Genomic DNA, 24,774 nt, shown 5'->3' on the forward strand with positions numbered 1-24,774 from the left:
TATGGAAGTATATAAATATTTTCCAAATCCTTCTGATAGAATGGGAATAATATTTACAGTATCATCAATAAGTGAAGCCTGTGTCATAGAATTTGGCCCATCAGGAACAACTCACTATGCGATAGAAGCAATTGGAAGTTTAAATGGAGAAGACAAAGCAAAGATTTATTCAACTCATATGAGTGAAAGTGATGTTACGTTTGGAAATTATGATAGATTAGAAAAGGCTATAATTGAAATAGATAATGATATTAACCCAAAATATATATTTGTAATGGCTTCATCTGTATCTTCTATTATAGGTGTGGATATAGTAGGAATCTGCAATATCATAAGTGATTCTGTAAACTGTAAGTTAATCCCAATTACAACAGGTGGATTAAGAGAAGATTATAATCAAGGAGTTGAAGATTTTCTTTATATATTAGCAAAGGATGTAGTAAAAGAGAGCAATGAAAAAATTGATAGTTTTAATATAATTGGATGTAATATAGACCAATATAACTTTTTATCAGATTGTGAAGAAATTAAAAGGATGATAAAGACTTTTTTCAAAAAAGAAGTAAATGTAACCTTTACATCATACACATCAATAGATGAAATAGAAAATGCATCTAAATCTAGTTTAAATATAGTACTTAGGAAAGAAGGTATTAAAGCAGCCACTTTTATGAAGGATAAGTACAATATACCTTATGTGTATAAAAAGCCTTATGGAATAAAAAATACTGAAGAATTTATTAAAGACATACAAAAAGTAACTATGTGGGATTTGGATAAAAGTGCTTATGAAGCTGAAGTATCTAACATAAAAAGACAAGTATTTAATATAAAAAGGAAGTTTTATTTTTATAAGGAAAGCAAAAAATGTGCTGTATTTGGAGATTATGACACTGCTTTAGGATTTAAAGATTTATTGAATGAATTAGGTCTTGAAGTTGATAGAGTTAATATATTGCATAATACAGATTGTAATGACGAATCTGTATATATTGGAAATAATGAGTTAGAAAGAAATAAATATTTAAAAGAAAATGAGTTATTGGTTTTATTTGGAGATGGTACTAGTATTGATATGAGTCACAATTCAAAGTTAGATATACAGATAAGTAATCCAAACCTAAAAAGTGTAAATATATATCCATATACACCATTTATTGGACTAAGAGGAGTGCTTTACATAATTGAAAGAATACTTAATATATCACTATAAGATAGATTTATTAAAAGGTTAATACATATTTTCTCACAATAATTTATGAATTCTGTTAGGATTTGTAAGATATGGGATATAATATAAATAAGTAAATTTTATAAATAGATAATTTACTTGCTTTATTTTAATTATGCTGGAGAAGTGGGGGAATAGGTTATGGAAAGACTAATGGAGCTTTTAGAAAGAAAATTTTTAAAAGATGTAGAACTCTTAGAATTGGAAGATATAGAAAATGTAGTAGAGTGTAAAATGACACAGCCATACAATGCTCACTATAATGAATACTTAGTAAAAGTGAAAAATGGAGATATAATAGAAGAATATTTTGTGTATTTAAAACATAGATAGATGTAAAAGAGGTGTGTATTTTATTTGTAATATTACAAAATAAATACACACCTCTTTTAGTATTAGAGTGTAAAACTATAAAATTTTAATTTATATCTATTTGATATTTTCAACAATATCAGTTAATATTGAGTCTAAATCATTACTAATGTCTGTAACACCATTATGAGTAATATCTATGATTTCTTTAGTCATAGGAAGTTCACCTAGAAGTTTTAAATCTAAATCATTTAAAAACTTTTCAGTAGAGTCACCATCAAATAGTTTGATTTTTTTAGAACAATCAGGACATTGAATATAACTCATATTCTCAATAACTCCAAGAACATTTATGTTCATTTTTTTAGCCATATTAACAGCTTTTGATACAATCATAGATACCAAATCTTGAGGAATTGAAACCATAACTATTCCACTTATAGGTATAGATTGCATAACTGTTAATGCAACATCTCCAGTGCCTGGGGGCATGTCTATAAGTAAATAGTCTAGTTCTTCCCAAAGTACATCAGTATAAAATTGTTTTACAACTCCTCCAACTAGAGGTCCTCTCCAAACAACAGGTTCATTTTCATCATCTATCATAAGATTTATAGACATTACTTTTATGTTATTTGAATTTTCTACAGGATAAATATAAGAACCATCAGAATAAGCTTTTACATTTTTTAGACCCATAAGTCTAGGAATACTTGGTCCTGTTATATCAGAGTCTAATATACCAACTTTATATCCCATTTTATTTAGCTTATTAGCAAGTAAAGCAGTTACAGTCGATTTACCAACTCCACCTTTCCCACTCATAACACCAATTATTTTTCCGAATTTATTGTTAGGGTTATTTTCAATAGAACAATTTGATTGACTATTACAATTTCCCTTTGATAGACATGAATTACAATCTGCCATATCTATTACCTCCAATGTTTAGTATTTATTAGATTATTTGTAACCTACATATACTATTTTAGTACAATTAAACAATAAAGTCATTATTTAAAAGGAACTTAGAATATTTTCTATTAATCAAATAGTAATTTATTATAAAAAAAAGAAGGTAATAAAAAAATATAACCTTCTCAATAAAATGGTTGTTTCAATTGACCTATAGAGTTTAATCATATAAACATATAGGAAATATTTCAATATATTATACATAAATGGTCATTTTATAAGTATAACTGGGAATTATATATATTTTTTATAGAAGTTTGTTGAAAAACAATTAAAAATCATGAAGAAAAAAGATATAATTAGAAATGTAGTGATAAATTTAAAAATGTGGTAATAAATATTTTACTAAAAATTATAGCATTGAAATATTTTAAATAACATCAGGAGGAATATAGATGGAAATAAAACCAAGAAGTGCAAAAGTAGAAGAGTTTGATAAAGTAACAGGATTAATAAACTATGTGTTTAGAATATCAAGAAACTATAAGCCAACTATGGTGGAAGAGTTTCCACTTTTATTGAATAAAGATAACATAGAAAATATGATTATAATATCAGAAAATGAAAAAGTAGTTTCAGATGTAAACTATTTGGTACAAGATGTATCTATTCAAGGAAATAAACTAAAGGTTGCAGCTATAGGTGGAGTATGCACACATCCAGATTATGAGAAGAAGGGATATTCATCTAAAATACTAGATAAAGCAGAAGAAAAAATGTTTTCTGATGGTGTAGATGTTTTAATTATTTCAGGGACAAGAAGTTTATATAGTAGAAGAAACTGTAGTGTAGTGAAGAGTTTCTATAAATATACAATAAAGCCAGAAAATATTGAAATACCATATGAAATAGTTGAATTTGATGAAACTAATTTTGAAAAAGATGCTGATTTAGATAAAATGATTGAATTATATAATCAAAATAGTACTAGATTTATAAGAACGAGAGATGAATTTAAAAAATTATTACATGCAGCTACTATTGCTTGGGGGCCAATTGATTATAAGAAAGTATTTATAAAAGAAAATAGTAATATAATAGGATATTTAATAATAAGAACAATAAAAAAAGAAGGTTCTATTATAGGAGAAGTGGTTGAAATAGGAGTGAATAATATAAATGTTGAAAATATATTAAAATATGTTACGAATAAATTTGGTTTAGAGTATTTAGACTATAAGGTACATGTAAGAAATCTAAAGGACCAATTAGGATGTAATGAACTAAAGTCTTTAGATTATCAACAAGGAACAATTAAAATAATAAATTACAGTAAATTATGTGATAATTTAAAAGGTTATTTTAATCAATATGTAGATTCTGAACTATTAGAGCATATTGAGTTTAAACAAGTTGAAAATAAATATATCATCAAATATAAGGAAGAGGAGCTTATGATAGAAAGTTTAGATAAACTTAACAAGCTATTTTTCGAAAGAAATGAAGAACAATACAATGAATTTAAACATTTAAAAAAAATATATGAATTTACTACAAAAGTATTTCCTATAGATTTTCCATGGACTGCAAATTTAAACTACCAATAATTATTATACTTTTTGCCTAAGATTTAAAAGAAATGTTCTTAGAGATGGCTTAAAGAAGTTGATTCAATTAGCTAATCAAAGAAGAGATTACCTACATCAAGTAACTTGAGTATAAAGTTATTTGGTATGGAAGATTAGTTCAATGAGTGTTGGAAAAGTACTTTTATGAAGGAATTTGAAAGGATGAGTATTATATGGACATACTTGAAAAAATAGCAGAATGTATATTAAATATGGGTGTAAATAATATAGAAGAGTTGGTAAAAGACGCTATAGAGGAAAATATTAATGTAGAGGATATATATGAATATGGGTTAAACAAGGGTATGATAGGTGCTTTAGATAAGTTTGAGAATAAAGAATACTATCTTTCAGAAGTGATAGTATGTACAGATGCATTAAACAAAGGTATTAGCATCTTAAAGGGCACTGGAAAGATAAAGAAAAAATCAAAGGGAGTAATTTTAATGTCTGTAGTAGAAGGTGACACCCACGAGATTGGAAAAAATATTGTAAAAGTAATGGTTGAAGCTACTGGATATAAAGTAATTGATTTAGGTGTAAATAGAAAAAGCGAAGATATAATAGAAGAAGCTATAAAAAACAATGTAGATATAATAGGTTTATCTTCAATGATGACAACGACAATGGAAAACATGAAATCAGTAATAAATAAGCTTAATAGACTTAATTTAAGTAAAAGGCCAAAGGTAATAATTGGTGGAGGTCCTGTAAGTATGGATTTTGCAGAAGAGATAGGTGCAGATGGATATAGTCCAAATGCTCCAAAAGCAGTTAAATTAATAGACAAACTTATAGGAGGAGAAATTTAGAATGTTTTCAGATATGACTTTATTGCAATATATAAATAGTGAAGATAGAGGATTTTTCCTGCCTGATATGGGTACAAATGGTTTATTTTTAATAAATAAAAAAGCATATGAAGTATATGATAGTGTAGATTTACAATTGGAATTAGCAAGAACTATGGACAAATATTTTGAATCAGATTTTATATATTCATTTTGTGATGGAATTACATTTTGTGAGACTCTGGGCTTAGAGACACTAAGACCAGATTACGATTTTCCAAGTGTATTGACACATACAATAACAGATAGTGAAAAGTTAAGAAAATTAGATGTACCAGACCCTTATACAAGTGGACGTATGCCACTCAATCTAGAAAGCTTGTCACTAATATCAAAAACTATAAAAAAACCATTATATGAATCAATACAAGGTCCATTTACTCTTGCAGGTCAATTAGCTGGGGCTACACAACTTTTAAGGTGTATAATAACTGATAAAAAATTTGTGGAGGAGTTATTAGAATTCACTACTGAGTTAGTAAGGCGATATGCTGTGGCTGCAAATAAAGCAGGTGCAAAATATATTTCAATAGCAGAGCCAACATCAGTAACTTTAAACAAAGCTAGATTTAATGAATATATAGTAAAAAATTTAAATGAGATATATGATGAACTTGATTGTTGGAAAGGTATGCATATATGTGGAGACACAAGAGAGTTGTTAGATGATATGTTGAGTTGCAATGTAGATGCAGTAAGTTTAGACCAAATTCTAGACTATGAAGAGATTGCACCAAGAATTCCAAAAGATATAGTTTTAATTGGAAATTTAGACCCAATAAAACTTCTTGGACGTTCTACACCTGATAAAATCACAAAGGAAACACTAAAGTTGTTAAAAAAGATGAGAAAGTATGATAATTTCCTATGCGATTTTGGTTGTAACTGTTTAAATACAACACCAGTAGAAAATTTACAAGCAGCCATAAAAGCAGGCAGAATTAGTTATAAAGAATTAGATAGGATTGATATGAATGAGTTGGAATAACAGTAAAAATATGCCTTATTTAGAATTTATAGATTTAGAAAATATTTATATAAATAAAGCTACAGTGCTAAAGTTTTTGGGATATTCTAATAGAAAAGTTCCAGAAATGATTAATGAAATAGTTGAAGAAGAAATAAAAAGTATAAAAAGCATATTGAATATTAAAGTTTATATAAGTGAAATTGATACTGATAAAATGCCTAAAGAGTGTAAAAAGGCATTTGCTATTTTATATACTATAGGAGATAAAATTGATATTAAGATGAACGACTACATGAAAAATTGTAATATGATGGCAGGTCTAGCACTAGACAAAATAGGTGTAGTATGTTTAGATTACATTAATGAAAAAATAAAAATGTATTTAAAGGAAACCTATAGTAATCTCAATATATCATACGAGATATATCCAGGAGATAAAGATTTTAAAGTTGAAAATCAAAAAGACATTTATGAATATATAAAAAATAAATACAATAATTTGGAAATAAAAATCAATGATTATCATCAATTGGCTCCTATAAAAAGTGTCGCGATGCTCATATTAATGGGTGATAAGGAAAATACTGAATCAAGATGCAGTAAATGTATTAGAAAGTGTTTTTAGAAATTTTTACAAGATTAAAGTTGATATTGGCAAGTTGCAATAATTTTTTTAGCTTAAAGATACGCTAGCTAAAAAAATTATTGCAAAATAATAAGATTCTACTTATAAATTATAATAAATTTTTTAATTCAATGAGAGTGTTTATTTCATAAGTTGGTATAGAACTAGTATAATTTATACTGTTATTGGAGTTTAACCAACAAGTATCTATTCCTGAATTTATTCCTCCTAATATATCTGAAGTTAAACTATCACCAATCATCAAAGCCGAAGTTTTATCATAACACTTAAACTTTTTAAATGCATATTTAAATATTTCTGGATTCGGTTTTGATACTTTTACTTCTTCTGATACAATCATTCCATCAATATATTTTTTTATTTCTGAGTTTTTAAGCCTATTATTTTGGACTTTAGAAATTCCGTTTGTTATTATGATAATTTTATATTTACTTTTAAGGTATGGCAATACATCAAGTGTACCTGGCATTAAAAAAGTACATTCTGACAAAAGATTTAAGTACATTTTACTAAGAATTATAGGGTCAACATTTAATTTCATTTCCTTTGCAAAAAGTTCAAATCTAAGTAGCTTAAGCTCATCTAAAGTTATAGTGTTTTTTTCAAGGTCAAGCCAAAGCTTATCACTTATATTTCTATATATTTTTATACATTTTTCAAAGTTAAAATCCAATCCAAATTTAGATAAAAGTTTCTTGAAAGCATAAGATTCACTCTTTTTAAAATCAAATAAAGTATCATCTGCATCAAAAAATATAAATTTATATCTCTTCATAAGGTATACCCTTTATAGTATAACTGCAAAAACTACTTTACTTTCACTATTAGAATCATTTTGCCATTTGTGCTTTGTTCCTAGAGGAATCTTAACACTATCACCTTTGAATAGAGTAAATTCATCATCATCCATAAATAGTTTGACTTCTCCTTCTAAAATGTATGCAATTTCATCTCCATTATGAGTAATTCTATCAACACAAGAAGATGTATTTGGAGCCAAATCCATAATAGCAAATTCTAAGTTACCACTAGAATCTGGAATTAAAACTTCATATACAACATCATTACTTCCAGGTAAAATAACTTTCTTTCTACTATCGCGTCTCACTATTAAACTTTTTTTATCTACTTCAGATACAAAAAATGTAAATAGAGGAACATTTAGAGAAGAGGCTATAGATTTTAATGAGTTTACAGATGGATTAGCAAGACCTCGTTCTATTTGACTCAATAATGATGGTGTAACATCTGCTAGTTTTGCTAAATCTCGAATACTTAGATTTTGTTTTTTTCGAACTTCAGCTATTTTTTCTCCTAAATTTAAATCATTCATATAAATATCCTCTCTTTTTCGTTTTAAAAATATTACTTTAAAATAACCTAAATAAAAAGATTATATAGTATGAAATCATTATAACATATAAGATATAATTTTGAATAAATAATGTTAAATCTAATTGAATAAATTAAAATATAATTGACAAGTGGATACAGAATACTTAAAATATATTTAAATAAAATTAAATTAAGTAAAAAATAATTAACTTACTTTAAGATAGGAGGGAATAGTGTGCAAATAACAACTTTTGGAGCTATATTTGGCTTATTAGTAGCAATTATTTTAATTATAAAGAAATTTCAAGCTGTATATAGTTTAATGTTAGGGGCATTTGTTGGGGGAATAATTGGAGGAGCGAGTATAACAGAAACTGTAGATTTTATGGCAACTGGAGCTATGAATATCTCACCATCAATTCTTAGAGCTTTAGCATCAGGTGTATTGGCTGGAAGTCTAATAAAAACAGGAGCAGTTGATAAAATATCAGAACAAATCGTAAAGATATTAGGAGAAAAGAGAGCCTTACTTTCTATAGCTGCTTCAACAATGGTACTTGCAGGAGTAGGTGTAAATTTGGATGTATCTGTAATAACTGTAGCACCAATAGGCTTATACATAGGAAGAAAATTAAACTACTCTAAATTAGCAATACTTTTAGCTATGTTAGGTGGAGGTAAAGCAGGTAATATAATATCACCAAATCCAAATACCATTGCGGTAGCAGGAAATTTTTCTGTAAATCTATCTAGTGTTATGATAGCAAACGTAATTCCAGCAATTGTTGGTATTGTGATTACAGTTGTTTTGGCAAGTTTATTAATAAATAAAGGAAACAAGGTGGAATCATATGAACTCTTGGAGCAAAGAGAGGACTTACCAAGTTTGTTTAAGTCATTCTGTGGTCCAATTGTAGCTATATTTTTATTGTTTTTAGGAAATATATCACCTATAGTAATAGACCCTATGGTTGCACTTCCTATAGGAGGAGTAGCGACCTTAATAGCTACAGGAAATTTGAAGAATACAAGAGAGTATTTATCTTTTGGATTATCTAAGATGCAAGGTGTATGCATATTATTACTCGGAACAGGGACTATTGCAGGTATTATACAAATGTCTGAATTACAACAGAGTACAATAGGTATACTACAATATTTAAATATGTCACAATTTTTATTAGCACCAATTTCAGGTATACTTATGTCACTGGCAACAGCATCATCAACAGCTGGAGCTACTATAGCATCATCAACTTTTTCTGATGCTATATTAAGTGGTGGATTATCGCCAATTTCAGGTGCATCAATTGTTAATGCAGGTTCTAGTGTATTTGAACAATTACCACATGGTTCATTATTTCATACTAGTGCAGGTAGTATAAATATGGATATAGGTGAAAGATTTAAATTGATTCCGTATGAAGCACTAATAGGAATAGTAATGACTATAGTTTCAACATCTATACAATTAATCTTATAATAAATATAAATATTTAATGAAAAAAGTAGGATTTTGTTATTAAATATTGAATTTATATAAAAAAGAAAGATTGGAGTTTTAAGGTGAATAAAAAAAAGATAGTAATTATAGGGATTATTTATTCATTTTTAGTTGTAGTTTTACTCGCAAATATGTATGTAGGTATGGAGTATAATTTGAATATATTTGAATATGTTAAGAAATCACTTCCATTTACAGAAGAGGAAAAACAATGGCTAAAAAAACATGAAAATTTAGTTTATAGTTCTGACCAGAGCTCTCCTCCTCTTAGATATAAAGGTCAAGAAGATGGTCAATACAAAGGAATTGTTGTTGATTTAATTAATTCCCTATCAATCCAAATAGGGAGAGATTTCTATTTTAAACCAAATACATGGTGGAAAGAATCCTTTGTAAATCCAGTGGATGATAGTATAAGATTTTTTGACTTAATTCCATCAAAAGAAAGAGCAAATAAGTTTGTATTTACTGACCCAATTTATACGTTAAGCGCAAATATATTGAAAGATAAAAAATCACAGAATATAAATAGTTATAGAGATTTAAAAGGAAAAACAATAGCAATACCAGAGGGTGACTATTCTATAAACTTTTTGAAACAAAGAGTTGATAATATAGATATTGTGTTGACTCCAGATATAAAGACTGGAGTCAATTATTTAATGTCAGGTAAAGTAGATGTAGTTGTTGGTGATGAACCAGTACTACAATACTATGTAATAAACTATGAACTTTCAGATAAATATAGTATTTTAAATACTCCTATTTATACCAAAAAGGCAGTTCTCGCTGTTCCTAAACAATATGAAGAATTAGTTGGTATTTTAAATAAGGGAATTTTTAAACTTCAGAAAAATGGTGTATATAAAGATTTAAATAAAAAATGGTATTCTATATATAATGAAGTTGATGATGTATTATATGATAGAGGAGTCATACCAATCATTTATATTTTTATAGGCATAATTTTGATATCTATTTATATTTTTTATAGTTATACATATTTATTAAAAATAGAAATAAAAAGGAAAACAGAAGAAGTAATAGAAAATAAGAAGGCTTTAGAGGCTACATTTAATAGTATCACAGACATAATAATGCTTATAGATGACAATTACAATATAGTTGAATCAAATAAAGTATTCTATGATTTTATCAATGAGACACAATATAAAAAAGAAGAATTAATTGATATAATAAAAAATATTATTGAGAATACATTTTCTGAAAATACACATGAAACAAGTGAAATAGAATTGAGTAATAAAATTTTGAAAATAAGTACTTTCCCTGTAGAATATAAAAAAAATAATGTTGAATATATAGTAGCTTTAATTAAAGACATAACTAATGATAAAATAATAGAAGCAAAGTTGTTGAGAGATAATAAAATGATATCTATAGGGCAACTAGCTTCTGGAGTAGCACATGAGATAAGAAACCCTCTAGGAATAATAAGAAATAATTGTTATCTTTTAAAAGATAATGTCACTATAGAAGAGGTAAATGATTGTGTAAAATCAATAGAAAGTAATGTAGATAGAGCAAGTAATATAATAACGAACTTATTAAATTTTGCAAGAATATCAGATGATAGTTTAGAAAATATAAATATAAGAAATTTTATTGAAAATATAGTCAAGCTTCAGTATAAAGTTTTACAGTTAAAAGATGTTGAAATAAATATAAACTGCAATAAGGATTTAGTGTGTTACATAAATGGAGAGTCTTTAAAACATGTATTTATAAATTTAATATCTAATTCAGTAGATGCAGTACATAAAGGCGGTAAAATTATTATAAATTGCTATGTGAAAGAGCGCTGTTTATTTATAGATTTTAAAGACAATGGTGATGGTATAAAAGAAAACGTTTTAAAGGATATATTTAATCCTTTTTATACTACAAAGCCGATTGGTGAAGGAACTGGATTAGGATTGTATATTACATATAATGAGATTAAAAAGAATAACGGAGATATAAGTGTCAAAAGTCAATTGGGAGTTGGTACTTGTTTTTATATAAAAATTCCACTAAATAAAGAGGTGACTATATGATGAAGATACTAGTAGTTGATGATGAATTAGAGTATGGGACAATAATGAAAAAAATTTTGCAAAAGAATGGATATGTGGTAGATATAGCACTAAGTGGAGAAGAAGCTGTGAGTATTATCAAAAAAAATAAAAATTATGATTTGATTTTGTCTGATGTTATGATGAAAAACATGGATGGAGTACAACTTTTAGATAAAATTAAATCTATTAATAAAAATATAGAAGTTATATTAGTTACTGGATATGGAAGTATTGAAAATGCAGTTGAAGCCATGAAAAGAGGAGCTTTATCTTATTTTATAAAAAGCAATCCTATTGAAACTTTATTAGAAGAAATTGAGAAAGTAAAAACAGAAAAAGAAGTAGTTTGTACACAAAAAAATAATTTGGACTTTACTTTAGAATCTAAAAATAAGGATTTTAATAATATAATAAAAATCGCAGAAAAGGCTGCTTGTAAAGATGTAAATATACTAATTCTTGGAGAATCTGGTGTAGGAAAAGATGTTTTAGCTAGATATATACATAGTCTAAGTCCAAGAAGAGATGAAATATTTGTACCTGTAAACTGTTGTTCTTTTTCTGAAAACTTATTAGAATCTGAGTTATTTGGACATGAAAAAGGTTCTTTTACTGGAGCAGTAGATAATAGAAAAGGCAGATTTGAACTTTCAAATAAGGGCACTTTATTTTTAGATGAAATAGGAGATATACCTCTAAATGTACAAGTAAAATTGTTAAGGACACTTGAAGATAAATCTATAGAGAGAATAGGAAGCAACAAGTCTATTAAAGTTGATTTTAGATTAATTTGTGCAATGAATAAAGAACCTAAAATAGAAATACTAAATGGTAATATAAGAGAAGATTTTTTTTATAGAATAAGTACAATAACAATAACTATACCACCTTTAAGAAATAGAAGAGAGGATTTAAATACACTTATAGACTTTTTCTTAAATAAATACCAGATTGAACATGATAAAAAAATATCCTCAATTGATAAAGAAGTAGTTGATTTTTTAATAAATTATGATTATCCAGGTAATATAAGAGAATTAAAAAATATAATCAATAGATTAGTAGTTTTAAGTGAAGGAAGTAAGTTATCAAAAGATAATTTAAACTTAATATCAAACAATACAAACATAGATGATAAAATAAGTATTAGACCTCTAAGAGAAATAAGAAAAGAATTTGAGTGTGAATATATTGAAAAGGTTCTATCTCTATGTGGAAATAATATTTCAAATACAGCAAAAAAATTGGAGATTAGCAGAAGACAATTAACTAATAAAATATCAGAGTACAATATTAAGTGAGAAAAAAACTTCTCATATACTGAGCAAAAAATTTCTCACAATTATTAAAAGATAAGTAGAAAAATTCTACTTATTTTTTTTATTATAATTTTAAAATTTAAGACTTACAATAATTATAGGTAAATTCAATGTTTATATAAGTAAAAAATGAAAATATCTATGGCATTAACATAAAAAAGCTATATTTTAAATAATTGGCATATAAAATGCTTTATATATAAATAAACGTAATAATAGATATTTTTAATTGCGATTAAATGTATTAAGGGGGATTTTCATATGAAGCTAGAGCTAGGGAATATATTTATAAAAAATGTTGAATTTGGCGAGAAAACAGAAGTAAAAGATGGCATATTATATGTGAATGGTAAAGAAATAGAACAGATAGCTTTAGAAGATGAAAGAATTGTAAGTGTAAATGTTGAACTTGCGAGACCTGGTGAATCAATAAGAATAGCACCAGTTAAAGATGTTATAGAACCTAGGGTTAAAATTGGAGATGAAAGCAAAATATTTCCTGGAATTATTAACAAAGTAAAGACTGTAGGAAGTGGAAGAACTCATGTCCTTTCAGGAGCTTGTGTTATAACTTGTGGAAATATAGTCGGGTTTCAGGAAGGTGTAATTGATATGAGTGGTCCTACTGCTAAATATACACCTTTTTCAAAAACAAATAATGTATGTATTGTTATAAAAGCAAAAGAGGGAATAGAAACTCATGATTATGAAGAAGCAGCTAGAATAGTTGGATTAAAGATAGGTGCCTATATAGGAGAAGCAGGCAAGGAAATTGAACCAGATGAAATAATAGTATATGAAACAAAACCACTATTAAAACAAGTGAAAGAATATCCAGACCTACCAACAGTAGCATATGTTCATATGTTGCAATCACAGGGACTTTTACATGATACTTATTATTATGGAGTTGATGCTAAACAAATAGTTCCAACATTTATGTATCCAAGTGAAATAATGGATGGAGCCATAATATCTGGTAATTGTGTTGCACCATGTGATAAAGTGACTACTTTTCACCATTTAAATAATCCAGTTATACATGACTTATATAAAAGACATGGAAAAGACTTGAATTTTATAGGTGTAATTTTAACTAATGAAAACGTATTTTTAGTTGACAAAGAAAGAAGTTCTGATATGGTTGCAAAGTTAGTGGAATTTTTAGGGGTTGATGGAGTATTAGTGACAGAAGAAGGATACGGAAATCCAGACACTGACCTTATGATGAATTGTAGAAAATGTAGTGAAGTTGGAGCAAGTGTAGTTTTAATAACTGATGAGTTTCCTGGAAAAGATGGAAAGAGTCAATCTATAGCAGATGCTACTAAAGAGGCAGATGCACTTGTTTCTTGTGGTCAGGGAAACTTAGTAGTCCATTTTCCTGCTATGAAAAAAGTTATAGGAACTTTGGATTATGTTGAAATGATGATTGGTGGATATAAAGGATGCTTAAATGATGATGGAAGTATGGATGCAGAATTACAGATTATAATAGCATCAACTATAGCAAATGGTTACAATCATTTGACAGCAAGATATTATTAAATAAATATTTGAGTATAGGTTATTGTTAATACCATTATTAACTTAATTGATGTAATAACTATAAAGTGATTTGGAGGATTAAGATATGAGTAAAATCAGAGTTGTTCACTATATAAATAATTTCTTTGCTGGTATAGGAGGAGAAGAAAAAGCAGATATTCCACCAGAAAAAAGAAAGGGAGTAGTAGGACCTGGAATGGCATTTCAAAGTCAATTCAAAGATGAAGCAGAGATAGTTTCAACTGTAATTTGTGGAGACACATATTTTGGAGAAAATATTGAAAATGCTACTAGAGAACTTTTAAAAATGATAAAAGAAGAAAAACCTAATTTATTTATTGCAGGGCCAGCATTTAATGCAGGGAGATATGGAGTAGCCTGTGGAACTATTTGTAAAGCTGTTGAAGAAGAATTAAATATTCCTGTAGTTACAGGAATGTATAAAGAAAATCCAGGTGTAGATATGTTTAAACTAGATTTACACATAATAGCTACAGGAAATTCAGCAGCTAGTCTTAGAAAGGTAGTTCCAATAATGTCAAGACTAGGGATTAAATTAGTTAAGGGTGAAGAAGTAGGACCTCCCGAAGTAGAAGGATATATAATGAGGGGAATAAGAAAAAATTTCTTCCATGAATTTAGAGGTTCTGAAAGAGCAATTGAAATGCTGGTTAAGAAAATGAATGGAGAACAATTTGAAACTGAATATCCAATGCCAGAATTCGATAGAGTTACACCTGTAAAGGCTATCAAAGACTTATCTAAAATAAAACTTGCATTAGTAACTTCTGGGGGGATAGTTCCAACTGATAATCCAGATAAAATCGAATCTTCAAGTGCTACTAAGTATGGTATTTATGATTTAACAGGTATGAATTCTATGTCAAATAAAGATTTTACAACTATACATGGAGGTTATGATAGAGCATATGTACTTGAAAATCCAAACTTAGTTGTGCCATTAGATGTGGTTAGAGAATTTGAAAAAGATGGTGTGATTGGAGAGTTGGCAAATTACTTTATAACCACTACAGGTACTGGAACAAGTGTGGGTAATTCTAAGAGATTTGGAGAAGAATTTTCTAAAAAATTGGTAGAAGATAAAGTAGAGGCTGTAATTTTAACATCTACATGAGGCACTTGTACTCGTTGTGGAGCAACGATGGTAAAAGAGATTGAAAGAGCAGGTATAGCAGTTGTCCATGTTTGTACTGTAGTACCAATATCACTTACAATAGGAGCAAATAGAATTGTTCCAGCAGTAGGTATACCATACCCACTTGGGAATCCAAAGCTAGGAGAAGAAGAAAGTAAAAAAATTAGAAAGAACATAGTTTTAAAAGCCTTAAATTCATTAAAAGAAGATGTAGAAGACCAAACAGTATTTGAATAATAAAAATATAGCACAACACTTAAATTAAAATAGATGTCATGAAATAGTTTTTAAAAATTATTTTATGATATCTTTTTTTATTAAGTAATTTAAAAATATTAAATATATTTGTTTGTTTTTAAATTTACTAGAATGGAAAATTAAATTTAGAGTATTGATACATAAATTTAAATTAGATATACTATGAAACGTAAAGTTATTCACTTTGGAACATATATTAAGCATACTAGAACAGATTAATTGAAAGAAAGAAGTTAACTTTATATAATAAAATAATATGAGAAAGAAGGTGTTACATATTGATTTCAATTGCTATTTGTGATGATGAATCGTATATGCTAAATGATTTAAAAGAAAATATAGAGCTATATATGAATAAAAATAATTTATTATATAATATAGAGCTTTTTGATAAAGCTGAGACTCTATTATATAATCATGAATTATTTGATATTATCTTTTTAGATATACAGATGGAAGGTATTAATGGAATGCAAGCAGCTAAAAAACTAAGGTCATATGATAATGATTGTTTTATAATTTTTGTGACAGTTTTAAAGGAATTTGTATATGATGCTTTTGAAGTAGATGCTATAAATTACTTGCTCAAACCATTATCTAATGAAAAACTATCTAAGACAATGGATAGAATAATTATAAAGCTGGATAGTAATGAAAAAAATTATATAACAATACAAAAAGGGCACTCATATTGGAGGTTAAAAATAGCAGATATTTTATATTGTGAAGTTATAAAAAGAAAGATTTATATCCATTTAAAAAAAGAAATTATTGATTATTATGAAACTATTGATAGTCTAGAAAGAAGTTTACCAATAAATTTTTTTAGATGTCATCGTAGTTATATAATTAATTTACAAGCTGTATATAGCTATGAAAATGGTAATGTAGTTATGGAAAATGGAGATATGATACCTGTTTCTAGGTTACGTCAACAAGAATTTTCTGAAGCTATGCTTGAAAATATGAAAAATAGGAGGAGATAGCATGGCTAATTTATCTTCTTCTAATGTATTATTAGAATATAGTATTTTGTTCGTTTTTGCAGTAGATAGAAGTCTAATGGCAGTATTGCAATATTACTTTCTAATTAGTTTTACAAATACTAAGTCGAAATTTGGGGACTGTAGTTTATACTTGTTAGTATCAGTTTTGTCAATTAGTATAAATACATATTTTAATTTATATAATTTATTTTATTCACGGCTTATATTTTTTCTACTGACTTTTTTGTTTGTAAAGTATGTAATAAAAAAATCTACAGTTTTATCTATAGTATTATCTCTATTAGTATATATAATTGAGCAGTTAGCATATGGATTTATAGCTCCATTTAATTACTTACTATTTATAAATAATACAGATATAAATATTTATAAATTTGTTATAAATACAGAGATTTCATTTTTTATTACGATTATAATAGTTGGATTTATATATTGGTATAGTGCTAAAAAATTTAATATTAAAACTGTAAAATTTGATAGATATTCAATAATTTTGATAATGCCATTGTTACTCATAATATTATTTTGGCAATCATTTGAGCATACTGGTTATTCAAGTTCAACGATAAATATCGATACAAAACTTCAAACTGTAAAATTATTAATGAATACATCTCTTACTAAAGAAATTCAAGCTTTCCTTTTTTCTTCAATTGGAATTATATGTGTTTTTTTCTCTTTATTTGAGTTTAAGAAATTGATGCAATATTTAAAAGAAGATAAAAATAAGGCGATTTTAAACCAACAAATTCATTCTCAAAAAAATTACATTGAAGAAGCAAAATCTCGATTGTCACAAACGATGTCTTTTAGGCATGATTTTAATAATCATTTAGCTATTGTAAATGGATTGCTAAAAAAAGGCGAAATTTTAAAAGCACAAGAGTACCTAAATAAACTCGAAAAAATAACCAGTGACCTATCATTTTCTTGTAATACAGGAAATGTTGTAATTGATGCCCTTTTCAACAATAAATTAAGCATAGCAAAACAATTAGGAATACAGGTGGATTGTGACGTAATTATACCAAGTAATACTAGTATAAATGATGTTGACCTCTGTATAGTATTTGCCAATGCTATTGACAATGCAATTAAAGCTTGTAAATTTGTAGATAAACGAAATAGATATTTAAAACTATCAACTAAACTAGATGGTGGATTTTTTATGATAGAAATAAGGAATAGTTATAATGCAGCAAATAATTACACAAGTGGTTCAGGTATCGGAATTTCAAATATAAGAGAGGTTGCTAAGAAATACCAGGGAGCTATAAGTATAGAGAATACATCAGATTATTTTCAAATAAATATATTACTAATTATTTCATTACACTATACTGACATTTCAGAACAATTAACTTGAAAATAGAATTTGTAACCAATATTATATATGTAAATAAAAGTATATATAAATGAAAAATTTAACATATAGAAATAGGAGGTTACTAAAATGAAAATTGAAAGTATAAGTGGTCAGACACCAAGGATGTCTAATATAGACAGTTCAGGTAATAACCAAAGTGAAATACAAAGTTTAGAACAGCAAAAAAAAGTATTGCAAGAAGAATTGGAGAAAGTTAAAAACGATAAAAGTATTGATAATGAAATGGCTAAGTCAAAAATAGAAAATTTTAAAAAAGAAATAAAAGAAATCGAAAGTAAAATTCAAGAATTAAAAGAAAAGAAAGCACAAGAGTCAGAGGGAGGACAAAATACTGTTTCTGAAGTGAAGAATAGTACATTAGATAGAAAAGAAGAAAATTCTAATAATAAAAATGCAAAAACACCATATGATATTTTTGAAAAAAGCAATGAAGAAGAACAAAGGGACAATACTTATAGTCTTGTTCAAGACGATAAAAATTTAAAAGTAAAATTTAATAGACCTATATAGTGTATCTAGAAAATCAACTTGTTGAAATATTAATTAGTATTTTATATTCTTAAGTAATAATTATATAAATATATTAAATGTAAATAAATATACTATATTTATACAAATTTAAATATAGCTTTATAACTACTATTTATGAATTTCTATTTTAAATTTTATAACAAATATAAATGTCAGTGGCTATCTTCTTAAGATTACTTATGGTTCTAATACAAATGTTTTTAATGCAAATAAAAAAAGAGATTTTAAAATCTCTTTTCTTATTTTTATTTTATATTAATTATTTTTTAAATTTATATTTTTTGCATCAGATTTTCTAATAGCTAAATCAAATCCTCTAAATCTAATCACTATAGGATCATTAAGAGGGGCTATTTTTTTTACTTCAACTTCAGTGCCATCTATTAATCCTAAAGCAAGAAGTCTCTTCATAAGTTTTTCATTCCCAGCTATATTATCTATAATTCCCTTTTGTCCAAGTTTTAAGTTGTAAACAGTCATTATTAACACCTCCTAATGAAAATCATTATCAAGTTCTATACTTATAATATATAATAAAAAAGCTAAATTGTCAATATATAACAAAAAATAAACATACTAGCTCAGTATGTTTATAAAAAATAGTATACAAGGGATACTAATGGCATCTAGTAAAAAACCACTTACTAAGGGAACAACCAAAAACGCTTTTGGAGAATCTCCGTATTTTTGTGTTAAAGAGCTCATATTGGCTAAAGCATTTGGAGTAGCACCTATTCCATGTCCAATTAAGCCACTTATTATGATGGCAGAATCAAAATCTTTTCCAAGTATCTTAAAACAAATAAAGATTGAAAATAAAATTATAAAGATTACTTGAAAAGTTACTATTAGAAGAATTGGAGGCAATAATGTTGATAATTCAAATAAATCTATATTCATAAGTGATAATGTTAGAAAAATTCCTAATGAAAGTTCTTTTAGAAACTCTATAAGTTTAAAATTTAACTCTAGTATATTTATTTTGTCATTTAAATTTCTGAAAATAACTGCTGAAAACATACAAGTCACAACAGAAGGTAAAAGAATGTTACATGTCATATAAAATATTCTGCTTATAATTTCTCCTGTATTTATACAAATAAATATAAGAAGAACTTGCTCTAAAAATATAGTAGGAGTTATCTTTTGGGACGAGTTATTTTGGATTATTTTATTCCTGTTTCTAAAAAATTTATTCATTACTCTCATTGAATCTTTTTTATATTTAAGACTTGATAAATCTGCTTTTGTTGAAGGTTGCAATTTATACTTTTCTATTAGAAATCTAGCAACAGGGCATCCCAATATCCCGCCTATAATAAGACCTATTGTTGCAGCCGATAAGCCAACTCCAACTGCACCATTTATACCAAGACTTTCTATTGTAAGCCCAAATGCAGCCGAGTAACCATGACCACCTTCCATAGATACATTACCGCACATAAGTCCTAAAAGTGGTTCAAGTTTTATAATTTTTGATATTGATATGGCTATGATATTTTGAAAAAATGCTAATATTCCACATAAAATCCAATATCTAAATAATACACTACCACCTTTTTTTATAAGGTTTATGCTTATTTCAAGTCCAATAGTTGTAAAAAAGAAAGTTATGAAATTTGGCATTAAGTTTCCACTTACAGAGATGTCTGCTATATGAAAGTATTTAAGAAATAAATTTAAAAAACAAAATAATAGACCTCCTATTACTGGTGCAGGTATACAGAAGTTATTTAAAAATTTAATCTTATTCTTTAACAGATTACCAATTAAAAAGAATAGCATAGATAAGGTTAAAGTTTGTATAGTATTAAAAGTTAAAGTAATCAAAATAAGTCCTCCTTTGTAATTTAAAAATTTAAAATCGCCTTTATATAATTTAAATTATTATGTAATGGAATTTTTACTATCAAATGTATATTAATAAATGTATATTAAAAAAAATCAATGGATATAATTAGATAATTATAAATTAAATGAGAATATTTTACTAATACACAGCTTTTAACATGAAAAATTTTAGTATATTGTTATAATAGAAATAAGACTTAAAAACTTATCAATAGAATATATTATTTATAAGTATAAAAGGAGGATAAAATGTTTGAAAATTTACCTAAGATAGAATTACATTGCCATTTAGATGGAAGTGTTAGAGTAGAAACTATATTTGATATAGCACTTAAAGAGAAAATAGACTTACCATCAGATAATATTGATGAAATAAAAAAATTATCAAAAGTTCCACATGATTGTACTTCACTTGATGAATATTTAAAAAAATTTGATTTACCTCTAAAAGTTATGCAATCTAAAGAAAGTTTAAAAAGAATTACTTTTGAACTTTTGGAGGATGTAAGTAAAGAAAATATTAAATATATAGAAATTAGATTTGCTCCATTACTTCATACTCAAAATGGGTTGAGTGCTAAAAGTATAATTGAAAGTGTGGTTGAAGGAATTAGAGATGCTGAAAGTGTTTATGATGTAAAAGGGAATTTAATATTAGGTTGTATGAGAACAATGACCTCAGAAGAGGCATTGTTGGTAATTGAAGCAGGTAAATCTTTTATAAATAGAGGTGTTGTAGCAGTAGATTTATGTGGTCCAGAGAAGGACGGATTTTGCAGTGAATATGAAGAAGCTTTTAAATTGGCAAGAGATTATGGATATAAAGTTACAGTACATGCAGGAGAAGCTGCAAGTGGAAAAAATGTATTAGATGCTATAAATATTTTAAAGGCAGATAGAATTGGCCATGGTATAAAAATTAATGGAGAAAAATATGCATATGATTTAGTTAAAAATAAAAAAGTATTACTGGAAATATGTCCAACCAGTAATGTACAAACTAAGACAGTAGATTCTTATAAAAGTCATCCATTTTACGATTTTTATAAAGATAATTTGAATGTAAGCATAAATACTGATAATAGAACTGTGTCAGATATAAGTTTAAATTCAGAACTAAATCTAATATTTGATATATTTAATCTAAATTTAGAAGACTATAAAATAATTTATAAAAACACAGTAGAAGCAAGTTTTGCAGATAAGGAGACTAAAAAATATTTATACAGTCTAATTTAGTAGGTTAAATGAACTATAACTTTAAATCAATTAAGTAAGTTAATTAAATTTGTATTTTAGAGTAGGAGATAAATTTGAAAAATTATAAAGAGATTTCTTATAATGAATTAGCAAAAAAAGAATTAGAACAATGGAAGAAAGATATATTAAAAAAACCGTCTATATTTGATAAGGCGTCAAAAGGTATACAAAATAAATTCAATGGAGTCTTGCCAGATAAATACCATGAAATAATGACTTCTTCAATAAAAGGAATGACAAAAACTGTATTGTTTGGATATAAATATGCGACAAAGACACCAATTAGAAATATATCTTTAGAGGAAAGGGAAAAGCTAGTTGATGAAAAGGCTAAAAATTATAAAACTACAGCAATGATTGAAGGAGCAGGTACAGGAGCTGGAGGGATTTTTTTAGGGCTTTCTGATTTTCCTCTACTTTTAGGTATTAAGATAAAATTTTTATACGATGTTGCTTCAATATATGGATATGATGTCAAAGACTATAGAGAAAGAATTTATATACTAAATATATTGCAGTTGGCCTTTTCTAGCCAATCTCATATAAATACAACATTTAAATTGATGGATAATTGGGATGAGTATATAAAAAATTTACCAAATGATATCAATGATTTTGATTGGAGAACATTTCAGCAAGAATACAGGGACTATTTAGATTTAGCCAAATTTTTGCAACTAATGCCTGGAATAGGAGCATTTGTAGGATTTTATGTGAATGGAAAATTAATTGATAAATTACATGAAACAGCAGTATTTGCTTATAGATTGAGGATTAGAGAGTTTAATTAATAAGTGTTAAAATTTTAAAAATGACTATAAAATATATCTATATATATATTGATTTGCATTGATAAAAACAATGATGAGTGAAAGGTAAAGCATGATAAAATCTAATGTAGAGGTTTGTATTTTAATGTAAATATTTAAGTTTTACTGTTTAAAATACAAAATGAATTATAAAGAGAAGTAATTGGGAGGAATGTTTTCATGGCAAATTTACCAAAACAATTTGATAGTTTTAATGAAGCTAGACAAAAAGGATTTATAAATGCAAAGGAACTTAAAGAAAGTGGGAAAAAAATGGTTGGAGTGTTCTGTACATTTACTCCAGTTGAAATTCCAATGGCAGCAGGAGCAACAGTAGTAGGTGTTTGTGGAGTTAGTGAAGAACCAATTCCAGATGCAGAAAAAGTGTTACCAAGAAATCTTTGTCCTTTAATAAAATCAAGTTATGGACATGCAATAACAGATACATGTCCATATTTCTATTTTTCTGATTTATTAATAGGAGAAACTACCTGTGATGGCAAGAAAAAAATGTATGAAGAACTTGCAAAGGTTAAACCAACATATGTAATGCATTTACCAAATACTGCAAAAGGTGAGTTTGCTTATAAGCTTTGGAAAGATGAAATGATAAAATTAAAAGATGAAGTTGAAAAGTCTTTAGGAGTGACTATAACAGAAGATGATATAAGAGCTGCTATAAAAGATAAGAATGAAGAAAGAGAACTTCTAAAAGAGTTTTATGCACTTGGTAAATTACAGCCATCTGCACTTACAGGTCTTGAACTTCATAATGTTCTATATCAAGCAGGTTTTAAATTTGACCGTGCTGAACTTAAACAATCTTTAAGAAAAGTTATAGATGATATGAAAGAAAGATATGAAAAAGGAGAATGTCCAATTACAAAAGATAAACCAAGAATTCTTATAACAGGTTCTCCAATTGGTGGAATAAGTGAAAAAATAGTTAAAACTTTAGAAGATGCTGGAGCATCAGTTGTTGCATATGAACTTTGTGGAGCTATAAGATCAAATGATTTATTAGTTGATGAAGAAAATGAAGATGTGTATGATGCTTTAACACAAAAATACATAAATATAGGTTGCTCTTGTATGATGAACAATGACCATAGAATTGAACTATTAGATAGAATAATAGATGAATATAATGTAGATGGTGTAATAGATGTAGTTTTACAAGCCTGTCATACATTTAATATAGAAAGTTACAGAGTAAGAGAATTTGTTACAAAAGAAAAAAATAAGCCATTTATGTCTCTTGAAACTGATTATTCAAAATCAGACACTGAACAATTAAGAACTAGATTTGAAGCGTTTGTGGAGATGTTATAGGAGTAAATAATAGGAGGGTTTATGTTTAGTATAGGAGTGGACTCAGGGTCAGTAGCAACAAAAGGTGTGTTATTTGATGGTCAAAAAATTGTCAAAAAAATAATTATACCAACTGGATGGAGCCCTAAAAGTACATCTAAACAAGTTTATGAGTTGTTAAGCGATGGAATTGATAAAAAAGATATAAAAAAAGTAGTAGGCACAGGTTATGGCAGAGGAGTAATGGACTTTGCTGATAAGAAAGTAACAGAAATAACGTGTCACACTAGAGGCGTTTACTTTTTAAATGAGAATGTAAGGACTATTTTAGATGTAGGTGGCCAAGATAGTAAAGTTATAAATTTAGATAGAGATGGAAATGTATTTAATTTTATAATGAATGATAAGTGTGCTGCTGGTACTGGTAGGTTTTTAGAAATTACTTCTAATCTTTTGGGGAGTGATATAGAAAGTATTGATACACTAGCTCAAGGAAATGAACCAGTTAATATATCTAGTATGTGTACAGTTTTTGCAGAGTCAGAAATAGTAAGTCTCTTAGCTCAAAATATTTCTACTGGAGATGTAGCAGCAGGAATACTTAAATCTATTGCAAATAAGTCAACATCAATGCTAGCAAGAGGAGAAATAGTAGATGAAATTGCATTTACTGGAGGCCTTGCAAAGAGTAAAGTGTTAGTAAAAATGATAGAAGAAATATTAGATAAAAAAATATTTATTGCAGAAGATACTCAGATAATGGGAGCTCTAGGAGCTGCAGTAATTGGATTTAAATAAAAATATCTTAAATAATAAAATAAAAAGTTGAAGTTATCCAAGATAATTTCAGCTTTTTATTTTATTCTA

23 protein-coding genes are annotated in these 24,774 nt (G+C 27.0%); 18 read left to right on the forward strand and 5 right to left on the reverse strand.

Annotation, left to right across the window (positions count from 1 at the left end; genetic code table 11):
• The first annotated feature begins 1 nt into the window (after position 1).
• On the forward strand, positions 2-1,213 hold the full coding sequence (locus IC173_RS12925; RefSeq protein WP_227855693.1) for a nitrogenase component 1: 1,212 nt from the start codon (positions 2-4) through the stop codon (positions 1,211-1,213).
• 159 nt (positions 1,214-1,372) lie between these two features.
• Positions 1,373-1,564, forward strand: coding sequence for a hypothetical protein (locus IC173_RS12930; protein ID WP_227433230.1), 192 nt, complete (start codon positions 1,373-1,375; stop codon positions 1,562-1,564).
• A 96-nt stretch (positions 1,565-1,660) separates the two neighbouring features.
• Here the strand turns inward: IC173_RS12930 and IC173_RS12935 are convergent, their stop codons facing one another.
• Entirely contained in the window at positions 1,661-2,473 is an 813-nt protein-coding gene (locus IC173_RS12935) for an Mrp/NBP35 family ATP-binding protein (RefSeq protein ID WP_227855694.1), read from the reverse strand.
• Positions 2,474-2,913: 440 nt separating this feature from the next.
• Here IC173_RS12935 and IC173_RS12940 point away from each other — a divergent pair, with 440 nt between their 5' ends.
• From IC173_RS12940 to IC173_RS12955, 4 genes are all read left to right on the forward strand, one after another.
• Positions 2,914-4,065: a GNAT family N-acetyltransferase gene (locus tag IC173_RS12940; protein WP_227433232.1), complete on the forward strand. Its 1,152-nt coding sequence runs from the start codon at positions 2,914-2,916 to the stop codon at positions 4,063-4,065.
• 194 nt (positions 4,066-4,259) lie between these two features.
• Complete coding sequence (locus IC173_RS12945; protein WP_227433233.1) at positions 4,260-4,898, forward strand: B12-binding domain-containing protein; 639 nt, start codon at positions 4,260-4,262, stop codon at positions 4,896-4,898.
• A gap of 1 nt (position 4,899) precedes the next feature.
• Entirely contained in the window at positions 4,900-5,925 is a 1,026-nt protein-coding gene (locus IC173_RS12950) for a uroporphyrinogen decarboxylase family protein (protein WP_227855695.1), read from the forward strand.
• The gene (locus IC173_RS12955) at positions 5,912-6,532 is read left to right on the forward strand and encodes a hypothetical protein (RefSeq protein WP_227433235.1); all 621 of its coding nucleotides are present in this window, start codon (positions 5,912-5,914) and stop codon (positions 6,530-6,532) included. Before IC173_RS12950 ends, IC173_RS12955 begins: the two co-directional genes overlap by 14 nt.
• Positions 6,533-6,641: 109 nt before the next feature.
• On the opposite strand, the gene IC173_RS12960 is transcribed toward IC173_RS12955, so the two are convergent.
• The gene (locus tag IC173_RS12960) at positions 6,642-7,328 is read right to left on the reverse strand and encodes a YjjG family noncanonical pyrimidine nucleotidase (RefSeq protein WP_227433236.1); all 687 of its coding nucleotides are present in this window, start codon (positions 7,326-7,328) and stop codon (positions 6,642-6,644) included.
• A gap of 12 nt (positions 7,329-7,340) precedes the next feature.
• Positions 7,341-7,886: a helix-turn-helix domain-containing protein gene (locus tag IC173_RS12965; RefSeq protein WP_227433237.1), complete on the reverse strand. Its 546-nt coding sequence runs from the start codon at positions 7,884-7,886 to the stop codon at positions 7,341-7,343.
• 237 nt (positions 7,887-8,123) lie between these two features.
• On the opposite strand from IC173_RS12965, the gene IC173_RS12970 reads away from it, so the two are divergent.
• The 8 genes from IC173_RS12970 to IC173_RS13005 all read left to right on the forward strand — a co-directional run bounded on the left by IC173_RS12970 (position 8,124) and on the right by IC173_RS13005 (position 18,655).
• Positions 8,124-9,371 carry a GntP family permease gene (locus IC173_RS12970; protein WP_227433238.1) on the forward strand — a complete coding sequence of 416 codons (1,248 nt, stop codon included), beginning with the start codon at positions 8,124-8,126 and terminating at the stop codon, positions 9,369-9,371.
• An 83-nt stretch (positions 9,372-9,454) separates the two neighbouring features.
• Positions 9,455-11,449: an ATP-binding protein gene (locus IC173_RS12975; protein WP_227433239.1), complete on the forward strand. Its 1,995-nt coding sequence runs from the start codon at positions 9,455-9,457 to the stop codon at positions 11,447-11,449.
• Positions 11,446-12,771: a sigma-54-dependent transcriptional regulator gene (locus IC173_RS12980; protein WP_227433240.1), complete on the forward strand. Its 1,326-nt coding sequence runs from the start codon at positions 11,446-11,448 to the stop codon at positions 12,769-12,771. The genes IC173_RS12975 and IC173_RS12980 overlap by 4 nt, the downstream gene beginning before the upstream one ends.
• 279 nt (positions 12,772-13,050) lie before the next feature.
• Entirely contained in the window at positions 13,051-14,337 is a 1,287-nt protein-coding gene (gene grdG, locus IC173_RS12985; protein ID WP_227845220.1) for a sarcosine reductase complex component B subunit alpha, read from the forward strand.
• An 85-nt stretch (positions 14,338-14,422) separates the two neighbouring features.
• Positions 14,423-15,730, forward strand: a complete 1,308-nt coding sequence (grdF, locus tag IC173_RS12990; RefSeq protein ID WP_227855696.1) for a sarcosine reductase complex component B subunit beta — start codon at positions 14,423-14,425, stop codon at positions 15,728-15,730.
• Positions 15,731-16,029: 299 nt separating this feature from the next.
• Entirely contained in the window at positions 16,030-16,737 is a 708-nt protein-coding gene (locus IC173_RS12995; protein ID WP_227845221.1) for a LytR/AlgR family response regulator transcription factor, read from the forward strand.
• Between the two features lies 1 nt (position 16,738).
• The gene (locus tag IC173_RS13000; RefSeq protein ID WP_227855697.1) at positions 16,739-18,124 is read left to right on the forward strand and encodes a sensor histidine kinase; all 1,386 of its coding nucleotides are present in this window, start codon (positions 16,739-16,741) and stop codon (positions 18,122-18,124) included.
• Between the two features lie 87 nt (positions 18,125-18,211).
• Entirely contained in the window at positions 18,212-18,655 is a 444-nt protein-coding gene (locus tag IC173_RS13005; protein WP_227855698.1) for a FlxA-like family protein, read from the forward strand.
• A 276-nt stretch (positions 18,656-18,931) separates the two neighbouring features.
• Here IC173_RS13005 and IC173_RS13010 read toward each other — a convergent pair whose 3' ends face one another.
• Both IC173_RS13010 and IC173_RS13015 read right to left on the reverse strand, forming a co-directional pair.
• Entirely contained in the window at positions 18,932-19,156 is a 225-nt protein-coding gene (locus tag IC173_RS13010) for a FeoA family protein (RefSeq protein WP_003423664.1), read from the reverse strand.
• A 96-nt stretch (positions 19,157-19,252) separates the two neighbouring features.
• On the reverse strand, positions 19,253-20,506 hold the full coding sequence (locus IC173_RS13015; RefSeq protein ID WP_227483216.1) for a sodium/glutamate symporter: 1,254 nt from the start codon (positions 20,504-20,506) through the stop codon (positions 19,253-19,255).
• A gap of 270 nt (positions 20,507-20,776) precedes the next feature.
• Between IC173_RS13015 and add the strand changes: the two genes are divergently transcribed.
• The 4 genes from add (at position 20,777) to IC173_RS13035 (ending at position 24,705) form a co-directional block, all read left to right on the forward strand.
• The gene (gene add / locus IC173_RS13020) at positions 20,777-21,766 is read left to right on the forward strand and encodes an adenosine deaminase (RefSeq protein WP_227483215.1); all 990 of its coding nucleotides are present in this window, start codon (positions 20,777-20,779) and stop codon (positions 21,764-21,766) included.
• Between the two features lie 74 nt (positions 21,767-21,840).
• Entirely contained in the window at positions 21,841-22,578 is a 738-nt protein-coding gene (locus IC173_RS13025) for an EcsC family protein (protein ID WP_227433250.1), read from the forward strand.
• Between the two features lie 198 nt (positions 22,579-22,776).
• On the forward strand, positions 22,777-23,928 hold the full coding sequence (locus IC173_RS13030; protein WP_227483213.1) for a double-cubane-cluster-containing anaerobic reductase: 1,152 nt from the start codon (positions 22,777-22,779) through the stop codon (positions 23,926-23,928).
• Between the two features lie 21 nt (positions 23,929-23,949).
• Complete coding sequence (locus tag IC173_RS13035; protein ID WP_227433252.1) at positions 23,950-24,705, forward strand: acyl-CoA dehydratase activase; 756 nt, start codon at positions 23,950-23,952, stop codon at positions 24,703-24,705.
• The last annotated feature ends 69 nt before the right edge of the window (positions 24,706-24,774 follow it).

Source organism: Clostridioides sp. ES-S-0048-02 (assembly GCF_020658495.1).
GTDB lineage: Bacteria > Bacillota > Clostridia > Peptostreptococcales > Peptostreptococcaceae > Clostridioides.

Coding starts and splice junctions, on each gene's coding strand:
- IC173_RS12925 (WP_227855693.1), top strand. CDS start 2: ATGGAAGTATATAAATATTTTCCAAATCCTTCTGATAGAATGGGAATA.
- IC173_RS12930 (WP_227433230.1), top strand. CDS start 1,373: ATGGAAAGACTAATGGAGCTTTTAGAAAGAAAATTTTTAAAAGATGTA.
- IC173_RS12935 (WP_227855694.1), bottom strand. CDS start 2,473: ATGGCAGATTGTAATTCATGTCTATCAAAGGGAAATTGTAATAGTCAA.
- IC173_RS12940 (WP_227433232.1), top strand. CDS start 2,914: ATGGAAATAAAACCAAGAAGTGCAAAAGTAGAAGAGTTTGATAAAGTA.
- IC173_RS12945 (WP_227433233.1), top strand. CDS start 4,260: ATGGACATACTTGAAAAAATAGCAGAATGTATATTAAATATGGGTGTA.
- IC173_RS12950 (WP_227855695.1), top strand. CDS start 4,900: ATGTTTTCAGATATGACTTTATTGCAATATATAAATAGTGAAGATAGA.
- IC173_RS12955 (WP_227433235.1), top strand. CDS start 5,912: ATGAGTTGGAATAACAGTAAAAATATGCCTTATTTAGAATTTATAGAT.
- IC173_RS12960 (WP_227433236.1), bottom strand. CDS start 7,328: ATGAAGAGATATAAATTTATATTTTTTGATGCAGATGATACTTTATTT.
- IC173_RS12965 (WP_227433237.1), bottom strand. CDS start 7,886: ATGAATGATTTAAATTTAGGAGAAAAAATAGCTGAAGTTCGAAAAAAA.
- IC173_RS12980 (WP_227433240.1), top strand. CDS start 11,446: ATGATGAAGATACTAGTAGTTGATGATGAATTAGAGTATGGGACAATA.
- grdG (WP_227845220.1), top strand. CDS start 13,051: ATGAAGCTAGAGCTAGGGAATATATTTATAAAAAATGTTGAATTTGGC.
- IC173_RS13000 (WP_227855697.1), top strand. CDS start 16,739: ATGGCTAATTTATCTTCTTCTAATGTATTATTAGAATATAGTATTTTG.
- IC173_RS13005 (WP_227855698.1), top strand. CDS start 18,212: ATGAAAATTGAAAGTATAAGTGGTCAGACACCAAGGATGTCTAATATA.
- IC173_RS13010 (WP_003423664.1), bottom strand. CDS start 19,156: ATGACTGTTTACAACTTAAAACTTGGACAAAAGGGAATTATAGATAAT.
- add (WP_227483215.1), top strand. CDS start 20,777: ATGTTTGAAAATTTACCTAAGATAGAATTACATTGCCATTTAGATGGA.
- IC173_RS13030 (WP_227483213.1), top strand. CDS start 22,777: ATGGCAAATTTACCAAAACAATTTGATAGTTTTAATGAAGCTAGACAA.
- IC173_RS13035 (WP_227433252.1), top strand. CDS start 23,950: ATGTTTAGTATAGGAGTGGACTCAGGGTCAGTAGCAACAAAAGGTGTG.